The sequence below is a fragment of the Streptococcus sp. 2022WUSS037 genome (assembly GCF_044427225.1).
GTDB lineage: Bacteria > Bacillota > Bacilli > Lactobacillales > Streptococcaceae > Streptococcus.
In genome coordinates this window covers 53033-72421 of record NZ_JAOTGJ010000001.1, presented here as the reverse complement: position 1 = coordinate 72421, position 19389 = coordinate 53033, and the positions used below count along the sequence as shown (strand labels likewise).

11 protein-coding genes are annotated in these 19389 nt (G+C 41.3%); 8 read left to right on the top strand and 3 right to left on the bottom strand.

The genetic code is table 11. The features are described from left to right. The first annotated feature begins 951 nt into the window (after window positions 1-951). From ODU55_RS00295 to ODU55_RS00260, 8 genes are all read left to right on the top strand, one after another. Complete coding sequence (locus ODU55_RS00295; protein ID WP_398581480.1) at window positions 952-9315, top strand: SpaA isopeptide-forming pilin-related protein; 8364 nt, start codon at window positions 952-954, stop codon at window positions 9313-9315. A 38-nt stretch (window positions 9316-9353) separates the two neighbouring features. After that, entirely contained in the window at window positions 9354-11279 is a 1926-nt protein-coding gene (locus ODU55_RS00290; protein WP_398581479.1) for an isopeptide-forming domain-containing fimbrial protein, read from the top strand. A gap of 24 nt (window positions 11280-11303) precedes the next feature. Further along, the gene (locus ODU55_RS00285) at window positions 11304-12158 is read left to right on the top strand and encodes a collagen binding domain-containing protein (RefSeq protein WP_398581478.1); all 855 of its coding nucleotides are present in this window, start codon (window positions 11304-11306) and stop codon (window positions 12156-12158) included. Window positions 12159-12587: 429 nt separating this feature from the next. Beyond that, window positions 12588-13499 (top strand): class C sortase, encoded by a 912-nt coding sequence (locus tag ODU55_RS00280; protein ID WP_104930196.1) that lies wholly within the window; start codon window positions 12588-12590, stop codon window positions 13497-13499. Then, window positions 13477-14340 (top strand): class C sortase, encoded by an 864-nt coding sequence (locus ODU55_RS00275; RefSeq protein WP_398581477.1) that lies wholly within the window; start codon window positions 13477-13479, stop codon window positions 14338-14340. The genes ODU55_RS00280 and ODU55_RS00275 overlap by 23 nt, the downstream gene beginning before the upstream one ends. Beyond that, the gene (locus ODU55_RS00270; RefSeq protein ID WP_398581476.1) at window positions 14337-15188 is read left to right on the top strand and encodes a class C sortase; all 852 of its coding nucleotides are present in this window, start codon (window positions 14337-14339) and stop codon (window positions 15186-15188) included. The genes ODU55_RS00275 and ODU55_RS00270 overlap by 4 nt, the downstream gene beginning before the upstream one ends. 52 nt (window positions 15189-15240) lie before the next feature. After that, window positions 15241-15921 carry an Fn3-like domain-containing protein gene (locus tag ODU55_RS00265; RefSeq protein WP_398581475.1) on the top strand — a complete coding sequence of 227 codons (681 nt, stop codon included), beginning with the start codon at window positions 15241-15243 and terminating at the stop codon, window positions 15919-15921. A gap of 48 nt (window positions 15922-15969) precedes the next feature. Further along, the gene (locus ODU55_RS00260) at window positions 15970-16464 is read left to right on the top strand and encodes an adenylyltransferase/cytidyltransferase family protein (protein ID WP_398581474.1); all 495 of its coding nucleotides are present in this window, start codon (window positions 15970-15972) and stop codon (window positions 16462-16464) included. A 98-nt stretch (window positions 16465-16562) separates the two neighbouring features. Here ODU55_RS00260 and dusB read toward each other — a convergent pair whose 3' ends face one another. The 3 genes from dusB to ODU55_RS00245 are packed head-to-tail and all read right to left on the bottom strand — an operon-like array spanning window position 16563 to window position 19253. After that, entirely contained in the window at window positions 16563-17567 is a 1005-nt protein-coding gene (gene dusB / locus ODU55_RS00255; protein ID WP_099776988.1) for a tRNA dihydrouridine synthase DusB, read from the bottom strand. After that, window positions 17560-18426 (bottom strand): Hsp33 family molecular chaperone HslO, encoded by an 867-nt coding sequence (hslO, locus tag ODU55_RS00250; protein ID WP_398581472.1) that lies wholly within the window; start codon window positions 18424-18426, stop codon window positions 17560-17562. Before hslO ends, dusB begins: the two co-directional genes overlap by 8 nt. A 56-nt stretch (window positions 18427-18482) precedes the next feature. Then, entirely contained in the window at window positions 18483-19253 is a 771-nt protein-coding gene (locus tag ODU55_RS00245; protein ID WP_398581471.1) for a DeoR/GlpR family DNA-binding transcription regulator, read from the bottom strand. Window positions 19254-19389 lie beyond the last annotated feature (136 nt).

Genomic DNA, 19389 nt, shown 5'->3' with positions numbered 1-19389 from the left:
TTTTTGAACTAAAACGGTAAATTCTCAAAGTAAGTATAAAACAATCAAAAAACACGCCAAACACATGAAGAAAATTTTGTTTTCGGAAAACATACTTTCATATTTTATATAGTTTTTTAGCAAAAATTTATGCTATAATTAGTCTGAATTTGAGGAATTATTCATGACTAAATGTAAAAACTATGAAAATAAATTGAAAAAATGCATGTATCAAGAAAATGGTTACATGCATTTTCTTCATGCGTACGACGTGTAAAACAATCAAAAAAATGCTTGCACTTTCCAAACACTTATGCTATACTAACTTTGCAAGTTATGAAATCACCCTCCCCTCGATATTTAAGGGGGGGGTAGTTTTTGTTCACTGTAAAATGATTTTAACTATTTTAAAGCAGAACGTTCTACTTAATTTCTTGAGAGAACCAAAATATTGTATTGGATAAATTAAAGAAAATTGATGGCGTTAAAATTGTTCATGAGCATAAGGATGTTTTAACGGGAGCGTCTGTAGAGGTGGGCGAGAAGGTTTGCTTGATATAAAAGCCACTTGATTTTTTGGGGGTCGAGATATAATACTAATGTATGTACAATTTGTTGGGATAGCTATGTAATATATAGTCTTTTAGTTTACTTTTAGTACGAGGCAATGAGCCGCAGACATAACTGAAGTTAGGCAAGGCGAATTAACGAAGTAATAAAAGAAAAACTAAATGACGATACTACTCTTAAAAGTATTACTTGTCACGTATTAGAGTTGATGTATTCGAATTATAGTCTTTTAGCGCAAGGTAACGAGCTGTAGGCTACTTTTATAGTCTACTAACTGTAAAAGGTTGGAAATTGAGTCGCTTTGCTCGTTGAAGTAATCAAAAAGAAACGGCTGATATGCGCTTGTTTAAAGTAGATAGAGATCATTGATGTAATAGAAAGGTAAAGCGAAGGAAGGGAAAGATGAAGCTGAGAAAAGAAGCTTATAAAATAGCTAAGTTATTATCAGTTACGCTACTAATTGCAAATAGTTTCTCTGGAATAGCAAGCGTCTTGGCAGAGGAACAAATCGCTAATGCTGACAGGACGATAAGGCGAACCTATATTGAGGATAAAAAAGAAGAAAAAGAGAAGTTATCACTTCGTATAGATGAGTCGTTGTCAAGTCCGAATACCTTGGGTTTAACCATAAGCGTAGATAAGCAGGGAATTGAAGATAACGGTTTAGTTGTCATTGCACAAAAAGGTCTGGAATTAAAGAAGGAGACTTTAACTAAAGATTGGGAGTTAGATGACTCATATAACGAGAATGACTTAATTTCTAACTCACAAATGCAAGAGGGAAATACCGTCTTAGGTGCTTCTGATGAATTAGCGAAAAATGCAGAAACCCTCCCACCCTATGGGGAACAGTATCATTCCTACCGTTTGCTTCCAAAAGTTAATTCGGAAAATCTAGCTGATGAGTTAACGGTAAGTTTTACTAAAGTAAGTGACGTTGTAAAGGGAGAGTTTGTGGCAGTCATCAAAGAAGACGTCATCGCTTACTTTAAGTCTGAACCAAGTGTATTTAAAGACTACCCTAAAAAAGAAGTTACTACCTCCAGTGAAGATGTCAATGAGGTCAGTCCTGCCCAGGATCCTCCTACCTCTGAAACAGAAGGACAAACACCTGAGAGTCAAGAGTCACAAGCTAGTACAACAACTTCGGAAGCAGAGGGAACGGTAGCGGAGGCTGTTGATCAACGAGGTGCTATCCAGATTAAAGTCACAAAATCTACAGAGTCTACCTCAGCACAAGCAGAAGAGAAAGATTCGGCAAACAATGCTATTGAGGGTGCAGAATTTGAAGTTCGCAATACTGAGCAGAGCGATACGGTCTATACAGGACGAACAGATAAAGATGGTCTTGTAACCATTTCAAATCTCCCGCTAGGAACCTATACAGTTGTTCAAAAAACAACTGCGGATAATTATGAACTTTCTAAAGAAGAGACCGTAGTCTTATCAGAGGCTAATGTGACGAAAGAGCTAACGCTTGTTAATAATCTCAAGAGTTCTTTAATAACCTATGATATCAGTTCAATGTTAAGTGCTTCATTGGGGGGACGTTCAAATAGAATGGCACGGTCATTGTTTGATGTTTCATTGTTTGCAGCGCCTACAGTAACAGGAACGACCACAACGACGACTACCACGACCGTATCTGGTAATAAAACAACTACCTATACACGTGAAGAGTCTATCTTCAAGTACATCTTCAAGCCAATCACGATTTCTATCCCAGGTTTCTATCAGAGTTATGCACAAGATGGTGTCTTGAAGAAAAAGGAAGTAGTGGTTGACTCGGCTACTAATACCACAAAAATCATCTGGGAGTATACGACTACGGTAGGGGGTGCTAATAGCAATATCACCTCTATCAGAAATGCCTTCTCCACCACAACAGACTCAGGTCTAGGAGAACCACGAATTACCTCAGTCACAAAAAATGGCACTCCGATAACAACCAATACGACCTACTATGGAAGTTCAGATAACTTCAAGTCTGCAACAGATAACTTACCAGTTGAAAATGGAACATACGTCTATACGATTGAAACTCCTGTAGTGATTCCGAGTGATAACTACAGTTTAGATTATCGTTCGGAAGTAACAGTGAATGCTCCAAAGGGAAGTAAACTTACCTATAATGGTACGTCAGTTACCTTAAGTCAAGCTGAAACGCGTACCTTATCAACAGCAGATACCATTACACTTCCAGCTGAAAATGACGGAGGTCCTTTAGGCGACTTAAAAGTTGATACGGTCAATACCTCGAACGTCAACCGTACCATTGGTAAGTATCGTGATGGCAATGACAAAGTCATCGAATGGACTAGTTCGCAGCTAAATGATACCACAGATCCACAAACGTTTACATTCGACGTTGCTTTAGATAGCTCACAGGCGGTTCATAACTATACAGTTTACATTTATACGCCGACCGCTACAGGTAGCTACACGGAAAGTTCTGCAACTGTTGTAACACCGACAAATAATCAAATTACAGTTACGGATGTTCCGCCAGGTGCTATTGCTCTAGTCAAGACGATAACGAATGTCACAAACGAGAAAGCTAACCATACTATTTCAGGAGCACAACTAGAAGCCCTGAAAGGTGACATTACCATACAGAAAAACTGGGAGACTGGTAGTGATAAGGTCGATGTGACCTTTACGGCAAATGGTGGAAGTTTAACCAATCGCACGGCAACAATTAGCGCAAATACGACACAAGTTACGATTGCTAATGTTGACAAGTTTTCTGGTACAGGAAGCACAGCGACTAAAAAGAGAATATACTATGAAATAACCGAAGCGGTTCCATCAGGTTACATTCTTTCTAGCAGACAGACAGACTGGGAAAATCTTTACTATGTCTTTACAAATAAAAAAAATAATACAATGACACCGATATTTCCAACGGGTACTTGTGGAAACTATGGAGTAACCAGTATAGACCCTGTCAGTATCAATTACGTTATGTATCAGTCAGGTTCTACTATTTGGGGTGGTTTTGATGGTTCGATGAGAATGAACTTGAAAATACCTGCTTTTGCGCGTGCAGGGGACTCATTTACGTTAGAACTGCCACCAGAGTTAAAGTTGAGTCATGTTGCCAATCCTAATAATGTATGGACCACTGTATCTGCAAATGGTAAGATGATAGCTAATGTATATCATGAAAAAGATAACTTACTTCGTTTTGTATTGACAGCAGATGCTTATTCTGTACAGGATTATTATGGTTGGTTTGAGATTGGTGCACCAACCAGTAATGTGATAAAAATTAACAACAGAGCAACGAACGAACTCTATAAAACAGGGGTCATCCCAAATCTTCCAGAGTGGTACACTACGGCTACTCGTAATCAGACATATGTTAGTAAGACGCTGAATTTCAAATCCACTTACAATGGAAGCGGGATGAATTGCGAAAAAACGGTACAGACAAATGGGACTTTAGATGCTACAAACACTGATGGTAGTGAAGGAGGACTGTCTAGGTTTGGAGGAATGAATAAATACCAATATAGCCAGACTGCCGATACGTTTACTTGGGAACTGGTCTATAATGCAGTTGGCGCAAATATAGGTAGCGCTAGCGGGGATAGTCGAAAGTTTTGGGATTTTTTACATCCAGGTTTAGAACTATATCCTAATGGGAACGTATCAAGTAGTATTCCTCAGTCTATCGAAATCTATATTGCAGATGGTACCAAGGCTATGTCCTATTCCAAGGATAGTTTGGTGAAGTTAGGTTATAAAGGGACTTCACAAAATGGAAATGTCCATCATTATGGTTTACCAGACAATAGTATAGGTATATCGGTAAAGGTTTATAGCGAAAGAAATTCCAATGCTGCATTTGATAATTTTACTAGTACTCACACAATTGAATTTTACCATGATGGGAATACGGCCAATAAGGCAATTGTAGTTCGACTGACGGAGAGGAAAAAGTACCAAACGAACGGACTGTACTATAATGGTATGAGTGTTAAGTATAGAAATCCAGTTCTGGGCAACGGAAGAACAAGAAATATTTATCGTCGTGAAGGAGATACAGCCTCACGAGGTGGTGCTTATCCTGTAGATTGGTATAGCCTGAAATTGAAAAAAGTTACGAATGAAAATGGTCAAAAACGTCCACTAGCAGGTGCAGTTTTAACACTGTATAGAGGGACTGAGCCGTATCGAACTGCAGTTTCTGATGATGATGGGAATATTCAGTTTTCAGAGATAGCTGCCGGTACTTACACCTTTAGAGAAACGCAAGCGCCATCTGGCTATATCTTAGACCCGACAGAGCACAAGATTGTCATCACCAATAGTCAAAATATTACCATTGATGGTAAACAATACGATGCCAATAGTCCAACAGAAGTTGTCAATACCAAGCCAACTACACTCCAAATCAATAAGTTTGAGCTTGGTGAAATCCAGCCACTAAAAGGTGCGGTCTTCAGACTTCAGAGCAAAAATGGTGGCAATTATGACATTACTATAGGTGATGTGATTCCTGCGAGTCAATTCATTTTCTCTAACCTCACAAAAGGGACCTATACCTTGACAGAGACAAAAGCTCCAGCAGGCTATAAAACGATTTCTCCAATAGATATTGAAGTCTATGAAGAGAATGGAGAGCTGAAAATACGTAAGTTAACAGATACTGCCAATACTCAGACAGGAGCCATCGAAGTTGTTAACGGTAACTTTAGCATCAATGTTGTGGATGAGGACTTCAGTACCGAGTTTACCAAGGTAAACGAGCAAGGTCAGCCACTCGCTGATGCAGTGTTTGAACTTCGTCAGATGACCCAAACAGGCTACAAACGAGTGTTGACAGGGTTGACCTCAAATGCACAAGGGAAACTCCGAGTAGATCACCTGCAAGGTGGGACAACCTATGAACTCTGGGAAACCAGCGCACCATCAGGTTATAGCAAGCTAACCACAGCTGCCGCTCGATTCACCGTTTCTGACACAGGTACGATTACCTTTGCATCAGGAGGCAGTCAAATCACTAACCGCCCTCCAACTTATAAGGTGAAAGTGCAGAAAGTAGATGCACTGACTGGACAAAAAGTAACTGTGCAGACCCGCATCGGTATCACTGATAGCCAAGGAAATGTCATTGATAGACAAATTTCAAACTTTACCAATGGAGAAGTAAGTTTCCCTAAAAACTTTGCCCCAGGAACATACTACATCAAAGAAGAAACAACTCCGTCTGGCTATATCGGCTTATCAGGTTTGGTACCATTTACCATTCGGGCAGATGGTGTAGTGGAAGTTTCTAGTGATTATCTTGAAGGTATTGACGTGACGACGAGCTCACCAGATACGATTACGATAAAAGTAAAGAACTATCCACTCGGAAAATTCAAAGTTAGCAAGCGTGTCAAAGGGATTAGTGATTTGACTAATCTTATCACTGGGCAAATGACCTTTACGTTGACCAAGAATGATGTTCCAAACGTCACCATCGTCAAACAGCAAGCTGCTAACCAAGACTTTGTCTTTGAAAACCTCCAGCCTGGGGTCTATACTCTGATAGAAACCCAAGCCCCATCTGGCTACATTAAATCGACAGAAACGTACACGATTCATGTTGATAGAGATGGCAGTGTGCGCTTCTATCCTAATTCAGACACTAGTAGCCACACAGCAAGCGACTTGCGTGTGATAAAATCGGCAGAGATTGCTAGTGCCCCTACCTATGGCTCTAATACAGATGATAAATCTCTTGATGGAAATCTAACCACTGGAGCCTTGTACCAACTTCCAAGTTCAACCTTGAATGAAGGTCAATGGTGGGGAGTAGATTTAGGTTCGGTTCAACGCGTGACACAAATCCTCTTTGCGCAAGGTAAAAATGCTACAGATGGTAGTGACCGTGACAAGATGGATAGCTATACCCTTGAGTATTCATCAGATGGCATCACCTACCAATCACTCGGTGATTTCACAACGCTTGACCTTACTCAATCGGTAGATATCTATGCACGATACATTCGTGTACGAAATCTACAGACAGGAACAGGTAGATGGTTGGGAATCAAAGACCTGCAGGTAAGTGTTCGAGATGCTACCCAAACGATTGACGCAGGTAGAAGTAATGATACAGCCAATATTATTAAAATCGATAACATCGAAAATCCAGAGTTCAAAATTGAGAAGGTTGATAGCAATAACACCCAAATCTCAAAACCTGTCACCTTTAAGCTCTACAAAGTTGACGATAGTACAACAGCTGATACTGTATCAAGTGTTACTCTTAATGACAGCAACCTTGTGCAAACTTTGGAATTTACAGGTCAAAGTGTACTGACACGCTTAACTGCTACGGTTCTTGGTCGGTATGCACTGGTAGAAGTACAGGCGCCAGAAGGTTACGATGGTTTAACGGCACCTGTTCTGCTGGAGTTGGAGGAAACCACACGAGCCTATGACGTGACCCAACAAAAAGCGGTGACACGTTTTAGAGTTTTAAGTCAAACGAATTCGGTCAGCGTAGCAGATTTACCTGGTGTGAGCGGTGTTCTTGCGAACGCTATTAGTATTAAAGTAAAAAATACGCAAAAAAGCTATAACTTTAAAGTCATCAAGAAAGATTCGACGACAGATGCTGGACTGGATGCCCGTTTTGAACTTTATCGTGAAAATGGTAGTCGTGTCGATGCCGGAAATACGACGTCGTCTGGTGAGAACCTTGTCTTCCGTAATCTCAATCCTGGTGTTTATGTCCTCAAAGAGGTACGAACACCAAGCAATTACAATGGAATTACGGATATTAAGGTACAGATTGCTGCCAATGGAACACTAACCGTTCTTGAAGGACCAGCAGAACTCTTGACGACCAGCAACGCAGATGAAAATCGAGAAATCCGCCTGACTGTAAAAAACGTCCCATTCCTTGAGATGAGCGTTCAAAAACTGAAAAAAGCGACAGGTGTCAGTCTGGCAGGCGTTCGATTGAAAATAACTGCACTGGATCAAACACCTGCTCCAAACTTTAAAGATGTGACATGGCATCAAAATAATTATAGTGGTGTTGTTACTCCAACTGCTAAGACAGTAGAATGGACGACACGAGCTGATGGAGATGCTGTCTTCTTGCTTCCACAGGGGCGCTATAGATTGGAAGAAATCAGTGCACCAAGTGGTTACAAACAGTTAGAAGCATTTACATTTACTGTTAATGCTTCCAATCAGATTGTACTTGGGGTGGATGCCCCTGCAAACCTAGTGGGGACTACAACCAAGGATAACCGTTTGTCTATCGTCCTTAAAAATGAGTTTGAGAAGAAAATCAAGGTTAAGAAAATAGACAAGACCAAGCAAACTCTTCTCGCAGGAGCCAAGTTCAAGCTCTTTGCTTCTGACCAAACAACCCAGATAGGGGACGAAAAGACAACAAATAGCCAAGGTATTCTTGAATTTACTGTTACAGACGCGGGTACCTACTATCTCCAAGAAAGCCAATCACCGACAGGGTATGTGACCAACGGTAAAAAGTACAAGCTGGTGGTTGCAGAAGATGGTAGCGTAACGACAGATAATGGAGATGACAACTTTGCTATCGGTGACATTGATGCGACGGATCGCTCAACAACGATTACCGTTAAAAATGAACGTCGTAGCATCAAAGTGAAGAAACGGGACTACCATAATCCAACGACTGGATTGAACGCTCGATTTGAACTCTTTACAGAGGATAATCGACCCGTAGTCATTGATGGTGTTAGCATGAAAGGCACTACCAGCAATGCGGACAATAGTATTACCTTCTCGAACCTGCCAGTCGGTATTTATATCTTGAAAGAGACAGTCGTTCCGACCGGTGGTTATAGACCAACCACTGAGTTGCGAGATATTAAATTCGAGATCCAAGCAGATGGAAGTCTGAGACTCATAGACTTTGATTCGAATATGGTAACGGTTGATGTGTCACAAGGGGCTACCCTTGAGATAACCGTCAAGAACTTCAAGCAATTCAAGTTCCGACTCCAAAAATCGGATAGTCGTAATGATAATCAACTCCTAGACGGAGCAACATTCAAGATTTATAGCGATTCGAACAATGATGGAGTTAAAGATGCTGAAATTGCTAGTGGTACAACTGCAAATGGTATATTCGAAACACCACTAAGTTTTGGTTACTATATCTTGGAAGAAACAGCTGCTCCAACAGGCTATCAACTAAATCCGAAACAATATCGTTTCCAGATTAACCATGATGGTACGACTTATCTCCATAACGGAGATGATCAAGTTAGCCTAGCTCAAAGAGCGAATGGGGAGAATGTTGTCCTCTTCACCATGAAGAACACACGCTCGACCACATCCATCAAACTAGCCAAGCGCTCTTACCGTGATCCAAATCAACGGTTAGAAGCCCAGTTTGAGCTAAGAGAAGGTGATAATCCTGCCTCAGCCGTTGTCAAAACAACGACGACGACAGGGGATGAAGTGAGCTTTGACCAATTGGCTTTAGGGAAAACCTATATCCTGAAAGAAACGGTAGCTCCAGAGGGCTATCAAAAGATCGAAAAAGAATTCCATATCGATATAGGTGCAGATGGTACGATTACCATCCGAGATGGTGGTGACCTCGTCAGTCTGGACGATATGGATTCTCACCTGATTGTCGTGAAAAACCTCCGCAAAGGAGAATATCCGCAAGCAGGTGGAATGGGTGCAATCCCATATATTGCATTAGGGGGGGTGATGATGTTAGTAACTTTAGCCGTTGAGTTACGTCGCAAAAACATTATATAGTACCTAATGCACATAAGATGAAAAATAGGAGAACATTCATGAAAAAAATGACGAAATTATTTTCAGTGTTTGCCACGCTATTGACAGTGCTTGGCACGCTGGTAAGTCTTGCTCCAGTAGCTCATGCAGCTACTCAAGATACAAAAGTTGTCGTTCATAAAATCGTTATGAACGAAGCAGACTTCAACAAATTTTCATATACTGAAGATTTTACCAAATACAATGGTAATACAATTGCTAACTTGACAGATTATTTCGGTGACTCTGCTAAGGAAGTTGCTGGAGTAAAATTTGATGTATGGCAAAAGACTACTGATGTAGGCGCTATAAATACTAAGACAGGTGCTGATCTTGGTATTGCTGATGACACAGATAGATATGTAAAAACTACATACACCTCAACTACACAAACTAGCGGTGCAGAATTCACTCTTGGTGAGGGTACTTATATCTTCGTTGAGGACAAAGAAAACTCATCATATTACAATGGTCAAAATGAATTGACTGGTATGAAAGCTGTACCGTTCAAACTAGTCTTGCCACAAGCAAAAACAGATGGTACAGGTTACTTTGATACTAATACTCCACTTCACGTGTATCCAAAAAACACGGAAGATAAACCTGATATCGATAAAACATTTGCAGATGGTTCAAAAACTCAAAAACCAGTAAACATTGGCGATACAATCGAATATAAAATTACTACAAAAGTTCCTAAAGATGCTGCTTACAAGACATTTGCATGGGAAGATACCATGGTTGCAGGTCTTGACTTCACACTAGATTCATTGAAAATCACTTCTGCACAGATTGCTGATTTGGCTACTACTGATTACGACTTGGTTCAAACCAAACGTGGCTTTACTGTTAAACTAACTGCTGCTGGTCTTACAAAATTAGAAAACGCTGCGAAAACAGCTGATGTAAACTTCACTTTGACATACAACGCAACATTGAATGATTCTGCTGCTGTTGATACAGGTATCCCTAACCAAGTTAAATTGATTTATGGTAACCGTCCAAGCGACTTCTCAGAACCAAAATCAACAACCCCTTCAAACGGTGAAATTACAGTTGAAAAAACATGGGATACAGGTGTAAACAAAAAAGAAGTTGTATTCGGTGTGTATGAAAAAGAAACTGGTGTACGTGTAGGTGAAATCAAACTCCCAGTAGGTACTAACTCAGGTAAATTAACAGATCTTGATGACTCTAAAGAATACGTTGTAATCGAGGAAACTAGCGTTTCAGGTTCACTTCCTAACTACTCAAAAGGTGCTACTGGTACTATTAATGTAAAAAACACGACAAACCCTAACCCGAATCCACTGACACCAGAAGAGCCAGAAGTTATCACTTATGGTAAACGATTCATCAAGACAGACGATGCGACTGATACAAATGCTGTGAAAAAACTTGTTGGAGCAGAGTTCATCGTCACAAACGCAAATGGTACTGAGTTCCTTGCTTTGAAAGATAGAACTGTTCAAGAAGCAGCAATCAATGCTTATAAAGTAGCAGAAGCTGCTTACGTAGCTGCAGTGAACAAAAAAGAGACAGCTAACATTCCAACATTGAAAGCTACTCGTGATGCTGCATACGAAGCCATGAATATGCAGTGGGAATGGGTAACAGCTCAAGATAAAGCCTTCACATTCGTATCATCAGCAGATGGTAAGTTCGAAGTCAAAGGTTTGAAAGCAGGTAACTACAAGCTTGTCGAAACCAAGGCACCAGATGGATATGCATTATTAACTACACCAATCGAATTTGTAGTTGGTGCTAATAGCTGGACAACAGCTACAGATACACCAATTGAAGGTCATCAACGCGTAGAAAACAAAAAAGTAACCATCCCACAAACGGGTGGTATCGGTACAGTTGTATTTACAGTTGTAGGTTTGAGTGCAATGGTATTTGCCTTCATCGCTTTGAAAAAACGCCAATCTGAAGAAGAAGCCTAATTCATACTAGAAAAGGAGGGACAGATGAGACGACTGATACAGCTGATAAGTTGTTTTATAGCAGTTATATGTGTACTATCACTGCCCTCACTTTCACTCCAAGCACAAGACTCCTTTGATGTTCAGGTTCATATTCCTCTTCCAGACGGAATAGATGCCAGTCAAGTGTCAACCGGCTTGGAGGCTTGGTATATTGCTGCAGAAGAGCCAGCCTCTTCTGGACAGTTGGCAGATACTTTATATGAAAAAAGTCGGTCAGAATTAACACAGCACTATGGTGAGCCAATTTCCTCACAGGCTCTCACTTCAGATGGTCAAGCCAGCTTTCAGGGCTTGGCTAAGGGATGGTATTACGTTCGACAAGTAGGGACTCCTACAAAACTCGAAGTCATTCCATTTGTCATGAAGGTAGATGGAAGTGTGTTGAAGATTGAGGCAAAAGTCAGAAGACCAAGCAAGGAAACCGGCAGTAAAACCTTTCTGAAGGTTTCAACAAGCACCGCTCCCTTATCAGGGGCAGAGTTTGTAGTCCTTGAGGAAGTGAATGGAGAACTGAAGGAAGTGAATATCGACGGCAATTCTTATCATGTCACTTCAGGCTCAGATGGTCGTTTTCAAGTAGGTCCTCTTCCTTATGGTCGTTATTACCTAAAGGAGGTGCAGGCACCTACAGGGTATCTTCTGTCTCACGATACGATACCGTTTGAGATTAGCTCGGATTCCCATGTTTCTGAGATTGTAAAAATCAAGAACAAGCCCATCACACCGCCCGGTATTGAGATTCCATATACAGGGAATGCGGTGGTCATAGCGGTTTTATCGTTAGGCATTATCCTCTTCTTGCTGGGCTATCGTTTGGTTACTTATACGAAACGATAGTGCCTGACAGGCTACGAATAAAGGAAAAATCTCATTGTCAGGTTGAATCTGTGGCAATGGGATTTTTTCGGTTTAAAGGAGAGGCATTGCCCATACTATGCGAGGGGGGGTGTGGTATAATATAGGGTGAGAAACAGTCTTATATCGTCATTTAGTTTTTCTTTTATTACTTCGTTGACTCGCTTTGTCTAACTCCAGTTATGCCAGCGGCTCGCTATCTAGTACTAAAAGTGAACTAAAGGACTATACTCCTCGAAAATCAACAGTATCCGTTGTCAAGAACTTATCAACAAGTCTTTGTCTTCGGTTTGGGTTTTCGTTGAGTTTAGACTGAAAAAACTCTAGAAGATTCAACGTGTGTTCACAAAGTTGAAGGAAAGACGATGCAAGATGCTTGCAGTGGCATCATAACAAAAATGTAGAAAAGTCATGAAAAAAAATAAGAATCAAATACAAAAAAAGTCAGATAAAGTAACAAAGAAAAAAAAGAAGAGTAACCTCCCGTTTTATCTAGTATTTTTAATCGGACTGGGGATTTTACTCTATCCACATATTTCCAATTTTTATTATCGGTACGAGGCTGATCAACTAACGACTTCTTTCGATCAAGAAAAACAAAACTTAACGACCAAAGAGGTTCAAGAACGAATGGATTTGGCTCGAGCTTTTAATGAAAGCTTGAATAATGTGGTCTCTGAAGACCCTTATACTAAATCACGTCATGAAGCTGGACGGGCGGAGTATGCACGGATGTTGGAATTGCATGAGAAAATGGGATATGTTGAAATTCCAAAAATTGATGTAAAAATACCTATTTATGCAGGAACCTCTGAAACCGTGTTACAAAAAGGTGTCGGTCACTTAGAAGGAACTTCTTTACCGGTTGGGGGAAGTGATACGCATACAGTCTTAACTGCTCATACAGGTTTGCCGAAAGCTCGCCTATTTACGGACTTAACCAAGGTAAAAATCGGCGATACTTTCTATATTCACAATATTGCAGAAACGTTAGCTTATAAAGTAGACCAAATATTGGTTGTTGAGCCAACTCAGTTTGACGAACTTTTGATAAAACCTGGGCAGGATTATGCGACGTTATTAACTTGTACACCTTATATGGTGAATACACACCGTTTATTGGTTCGTGGTCATCGTGTTCCTTACGTTGCGGAAGACCATCTTAAAGCAGCTGAAAATGCAGAGAAGCGTATTCTTATCCGTTATCTTCTGTATGCTTTGGGAATGTTGGTGATTATTTTGTTGATTATCTTATTTACAAGAAGACGGAAAAAGAAAAAGCAGGTAGAGAAGTTTGAGAATGATAAAACGCTTACAACATAAAACGAAAAAGGGGAAATCCAAACAATCCATACTCCTGAAACTCCTATTTCTCTTTGGTTTAATAGTGACACTGTATCCTTGGATTTCACAGTTTTACTATCGCTATGATTCTGATCGTGAAATTCAGTCGTTTTATGAACAAGCCCAACAGTTACCGAGTGAGGAAGTTTTAAAAAGATTGGAATATGCTAGGGCCTATAACCAGACATTGGACCCTCGCAAGCTGCAAGATCCCTACACAGAGGAAGAAAAAGCTGGAGTTGCAGAATATGCGCGCATGCTTGAGGTTAAGGAAAAAATTGGTTTTGTGGAAATTCCAAAAATCAATGAGCGGATTCCCATTTATGCTGGGACAACTGAATATGTATTACAAAAAGGGGCCGGACACTTAGAGGGGTCGTCATTGCCGGTTGGTGGTGAAAGTACTCACACTGTCATAACAGCCCATCGTGGTTTGCCCAATGCTTCCCTGTTTACCAATCTCGATCGTCTCAAAGTCGGGGAACAGTTTTACATTCATAACATCGCAGAAACACTAGCTTATGAGGTGGATCAAATCTTAGTTGTTGAGCCGAGTGACTTCGATCCTGTCTTGGTACAGGCTGGAAAAGACTATGCTACTTTATTGACCTGTACACCGTATATGATCAACAGTCATCGTTTGTTGGTACGTGGCCACCGTGTTTCTTACGAGCCTGAAGTTGCCAAAAAGGAAAAACCAGTATTCTTTTTGGATATGCTAACGCTATCCTACTTAATAGCTTTACTGATTATACTAGTGATTGTTGCGATCCTCTATCTTCGCAGTAGGAAGAAGAATCGGAAGGTAAAAGTGAAATGATGAAAAAAATTGGCTACATTCTCATGCTGATTGGCTTATTACTGCCGTTAGTCTTACTGACGAATATGTCTTTGCATGAGTTTCAGACCTATCGACACTATCAGTCCTACCAAAGCCGTTCGACATCATTTTCGTCAGAGCAAAAAGCGGCGATTGATACTTATGAAGAACAAATCAGTAGCGGAGATATCCCAACAATTGACCCTTTTGCAGAAAAGAATAGTTCGGATAGTAATTCTGTTGTTGTTCCTAATTTGGAAGGCGGTGTGATTGGTTATCTGAGCATTCCAAGTATTGAAATTCGCCAGCCGATTTATATCGGAGCCACAGCCCAGCATTTAAATGATGGAGTCGCTTCTGTTATTGGAACAGATTTACCTATTGGAGGTATGGGGCGCAGAAGTGTTATTGCAGGGCACCGTGGTTGGTATACTGATTTAAGATTTTTTCGTCTATCGGAACTAAAAGAAGGAGATAAGATTTTTATTGAAATCGGTGGGACAACGCTGACATATTTGGTCAAAAATACAGAGGTCATTAAGGCGACCGATTGGCAAAAATTATTGCCTGTTGAAAATCAGGATATGGTAACGCTGTTGACATGTGATCCGTTAGTTCCTCCATTTGACTATCGCTTGTTGGTAAATGCCTATCGAGAACCTGATGTAAGTGAAGCCGTGAAAGAAGAAGTAACGGGTCAAGAAAATAAAGACGAGATAAAGCAGTATGAAAATAGCTCAATTAGTAGTGTGCTTTACATAACTGTTCTGGGGTGGCTTCTGTTTCTGTATATCTTGTATTGTTTCATTAAGTTATTAACTAAGGCTTCATGTCAGGGGCTTCGATAGCATCGTCGATTGTAGCGGATGCAGCGTACTTTTATTGCCACGGATTCGCCAAATGACACCACCAGAAGGCGTGACTAGGATGGATTTGCTGAGAATCATTTTGATGAATACTGCTACCCCTTTGATTGATGTTCTAGATTCATCTGGGCATGCTTTGGAAAATTCTCCGAGACAACAAGGTGCTGGTCTGTTGCAGATTGATAGAGCCTTTGAAACAGATGTGATTCTTCACCACCGTCTAAAAGGAGGGGTGGAATTAAAAGAAATAGGGCGTGAGACAGAATTTGAGGTAACCTTGGAAAATCTAGGAAACCAACAAAGAAGCTTTGCTATTTCATCTGGGAAAGTATTGACTAGTCAAGATGTTCCTATTGATAGGATAGGACGTTCTGGAAGTGTAGTTAAAGAGATTCATGCGACAGAAATCAAGGGCTCGAGTATTCATCTTTCTGAGCAATCCATTCAACTGGGTCCGAAAGAGAAGAAAACCATTCGCCTGAGATTGGATGCAGGAGAAGCGAAAGACCAGTTTGCAGACGGGTATATTTACTTCCAATCATTGACGGAAGGGCAGTCGGACATCAGCATACCTTATTTTGGCTTTGTGGGGGACTGGTCAAAAGAATGTGGCTTTCAGATTGTGGAATTTTTCAATCCTGCCCATCCAATGGAACATGTGCCTAATTTTCCAGACGCAGAATTGTTCTTCCGTTTTGAAAAACGGATGAAATAGTTGGAGAGGTGAGCTTGCTCGCCTCTTTAGCAAGTAGAAAGGAAATCTATGAATCAAACCATAGCTGTTGTTTTCGGAACCTTTGCTCCCATGCACAAGGGACATTTGGATTTGATCGAGCGAGCAAAGTTGGCCTGTGGTCAGGTTTGTATTGTGGTGTCAGGATATGACAAGGATCGTGGGGATTTGATTGGTTTAGATTTGACCAAACGATTTCAATTTGCTCAAGGGCAGTTTGAGGGTGATGATTTGGCCAGAGTTTGTGCCTTGGATGAAACGGACTTGCCTCCCTATCCAGATGGTTGGGACCTTTGGTTAGACCGCTTGCTTGGTTTATTGGATTTGTCTGAACATCAAGTACCAGTCTTCTATGTGTCTGAGGAAGAATACGCTCAGGAACTGCAAAATCGAGGCTATCAAGCTCATTATAGTCCTAGAAAATTTGGTATTTCAGCGACCCTCATTCGCGAGAGTCCAGAGAAGTATCGAGACTACATTGCCCCTGCCTTTGTTGGTTTTTTTGAAGATGGGGAAGATACGTAATTATACAGAAAAAACGCATAAAATCGGGTTGCAACCTTGTTTTATGCGTTTTTTTATATATGTTTCATTTTAACGAATGTCTAACTACTCTGATTTTCTTATTTAGCAATCCGTTCTTGATAAGCTTCTCTAGCCTGGTCAAAGAGTTCTTGGACCTGCTCGATAGTCTCTGCTCGGGCAACGGCACCACGAATCTTGGCAGCACCTGCTGAGCCACGGAGATAGTGGGGAGCAAGACCACGGAATTCGCGGACGGCAATGGATTCGCCTTTGAGATTGGTTAGGCGGGTCAGGTGGTCGAAGGCGACATCAAGTTTATCTTCAAAGGAGAGGTCGGGCAGGACTTCTCCTGTTTCAAGATAGTGGTTGATTTGGTTGAAGATATAAGGGTTGCCCATAGCAGTTCGTCCGACCATGACGGCATCAGCTCCGACTTCCTCGATTCGCTGGCGGGCATCTTCTACAGTGCGGATGTCGCCATTTGCGATGAAAGGAATCTTGGTCAGGCTGCCAGCTACCTTGGTGAGGGTTTCCAAGTCAACGGTTCCTGTGTACATCTGCTCGCGGGTCCGTCCGTGCATGGCCAGGGCAGACACACCGGCACTTTCTGCGGCCAAGGCATTTTCGACCGCCAGGTCAGTATTGTTCCAACCTGTCCGCATTTTAACAGTCAAGGGAATATCGAGGACTGAGGTCACTTCCTTGATGATGTGGTAAATCTTGTCGGGGTCCTTGAGCCACTTGGCACCAGCTTCGTTTTTAACAACCTTGTTGACAGGGCAGCCCATGTTGATATCCACGATATTGGCCTTGGTGTTGGTTTGGATGAAGTCGGCAGCCCGTTTTAGTCCTTCGGCATCGCCACCGAAAAGCTGGATAGACATAGGGTATTCGTTGTCGTCGATATGGAGCATATGGAGGGTCTTCTCGTTGTTGTAGAGAAGGCCTTTTTCAGAAATCATTTCCATGACGACCAGACCAGCGCCCATTTCTTTGGCAATGGTACGGAAGGCCGAGTTGGTCACGCCAGCCATTGGGGCCAGCACGCAGCGATTGGGGATTTCCACATCACCAATCATGAAAGGGGTGTTGAGATTAGCCATTGATGAGTTCCTCCAAATCGTTTTCGTCAAAGTGGTAATGGGTCTGGCAGAATTGACAGGTGATGTCCACGCCCTTGTCCTCGTCTTTCATCTCTTGCAGGTCCGCTTTTGGCAAGCTGGCTAGAGCATCGAGGAAGCGGTCCTTAGAGCAGTCGCAGACAAAGCCGATTTCCTCTTCTGACAGGCGTTTGAAGTCGTCGTCGCCATAAATGGCGGATAGCAGAGCTTCTATATGGTTTTCAGAAGCCAGCAAGCTCGAAATGGCAGGCATTTCTTGGATACGTTTCTCGAAACGGGCAATTTCAGCCTCAGTCGCACTTGGTAAAACTTGCAGTAAGAATCCGCCAGCTACCTTGACCTTATCTTCTTCGTCCAACAAGACATTCAGTCCGACCGCAGAAGGTGTCTGTTGGCTGTCTGTCAGGAAGTAGGCAAAGTCTTCACCGATTTCGCCAGAAATCAATGGGGTCATGGAGTTGTAAGGGTGGCCTGTTCCGTAGTCTGTGATGACTAGGAATTGGCCATTGCCCACAAGAGGCCCAACGATGACTTCGCCAGTTGAGGTCCGTTTGTAGTCCAAGTCTGGATTTTGAATGTAGCCCTTGACCTGACCTTTGGTATTAGCAACGGAGATGATAGCACCAACAGCACCGCTGGCCAAGATTTTCAGGGTGATCTTAGTATCACCTTTTTCATTGGCAGCCAAGATTTGATTGGCAATGAGAGTGCGCCCCAGAGCAACGGTGGATGACGCCATAGTGTCGTGTTTTTCTTGGGCTGTTTTTACGGTTTCTGTACTGTCCAGTACAAAGGCACGGAAATGCCCGCTTTTTGATAGTGTTTTAATAATTTTATCCATAAGGATTATTATAGCACAAGTCGGGAAAATGGGGAAAGGGAGAGGTTTTGAGAAGGTTATTTATAAGATAACCACTCAACGCCAGATTTCTCAGCTTCTTCCAGCATAAGCTCATCTGGGAGTTGGTCGGAAATAATAGCCTTGTACTGTGAAAGGTTGTTGATTTTGAAGAATCCTGTCTGGTGAAATTTGGAACTATCTATGAGAAGGATGGTCTCTTTTGCTCGATCAATGACGCTTTTTTTGGCTAAGGCTTGACTAAACGATGCTTCATAGACAAATTCTTTATCAATACCTCGTGCGGAGCAAAATGCCAAGTCAACATTGAAGTGGTCTAACAAGGTATTTTCGATCGCATGGTTCACAACTGACGCAGAGTGATGTTTAATTTCTCCACCAGTAATGAAGATTTTCATTGTTGGATTAGCAAATTCTGACAAACGTTGAGCAGTGTTCAGTCCATTTGTAAAAATAATTAAATTATCAATTTTTGTGAGGAAGTTACAGAGTTCGTAAACAGTGGTACTAGAATCTAGGTAGATACACATGCCTGGGCCAATAAAATCTTTTGCCATATCCGCAATCATTTTTTTAGCCAGTCTATTTTCTGATTCTCGAATAGTGTGAGATAGTTCAATCGTGTTGAAGGAATTTAAGATGACCTCGCCATGTTGTCGTCTCAAGAATCCTTGCTGCTCAAGGAAAATTAGATCACGGCGTAGAGTTGATACACTGGAATAGGTCGATTTCTCTAATTCTTTTACCCCTATACGTTTTTTTACTTGTAAAATGGCCTTGATGTCTTGGATTCGTTGTTCTTTGCTCATGGGGAAAATCTCCTTTTTTGTTTTATTATACATAAAAAACCAATATTTTTGAACAATATTTCAATATATTTTTAAAAAAATGACCATTTTCCAACTTTCTGTTCAAGTATTGAAATGAAGTGTTCAAGAATCTATA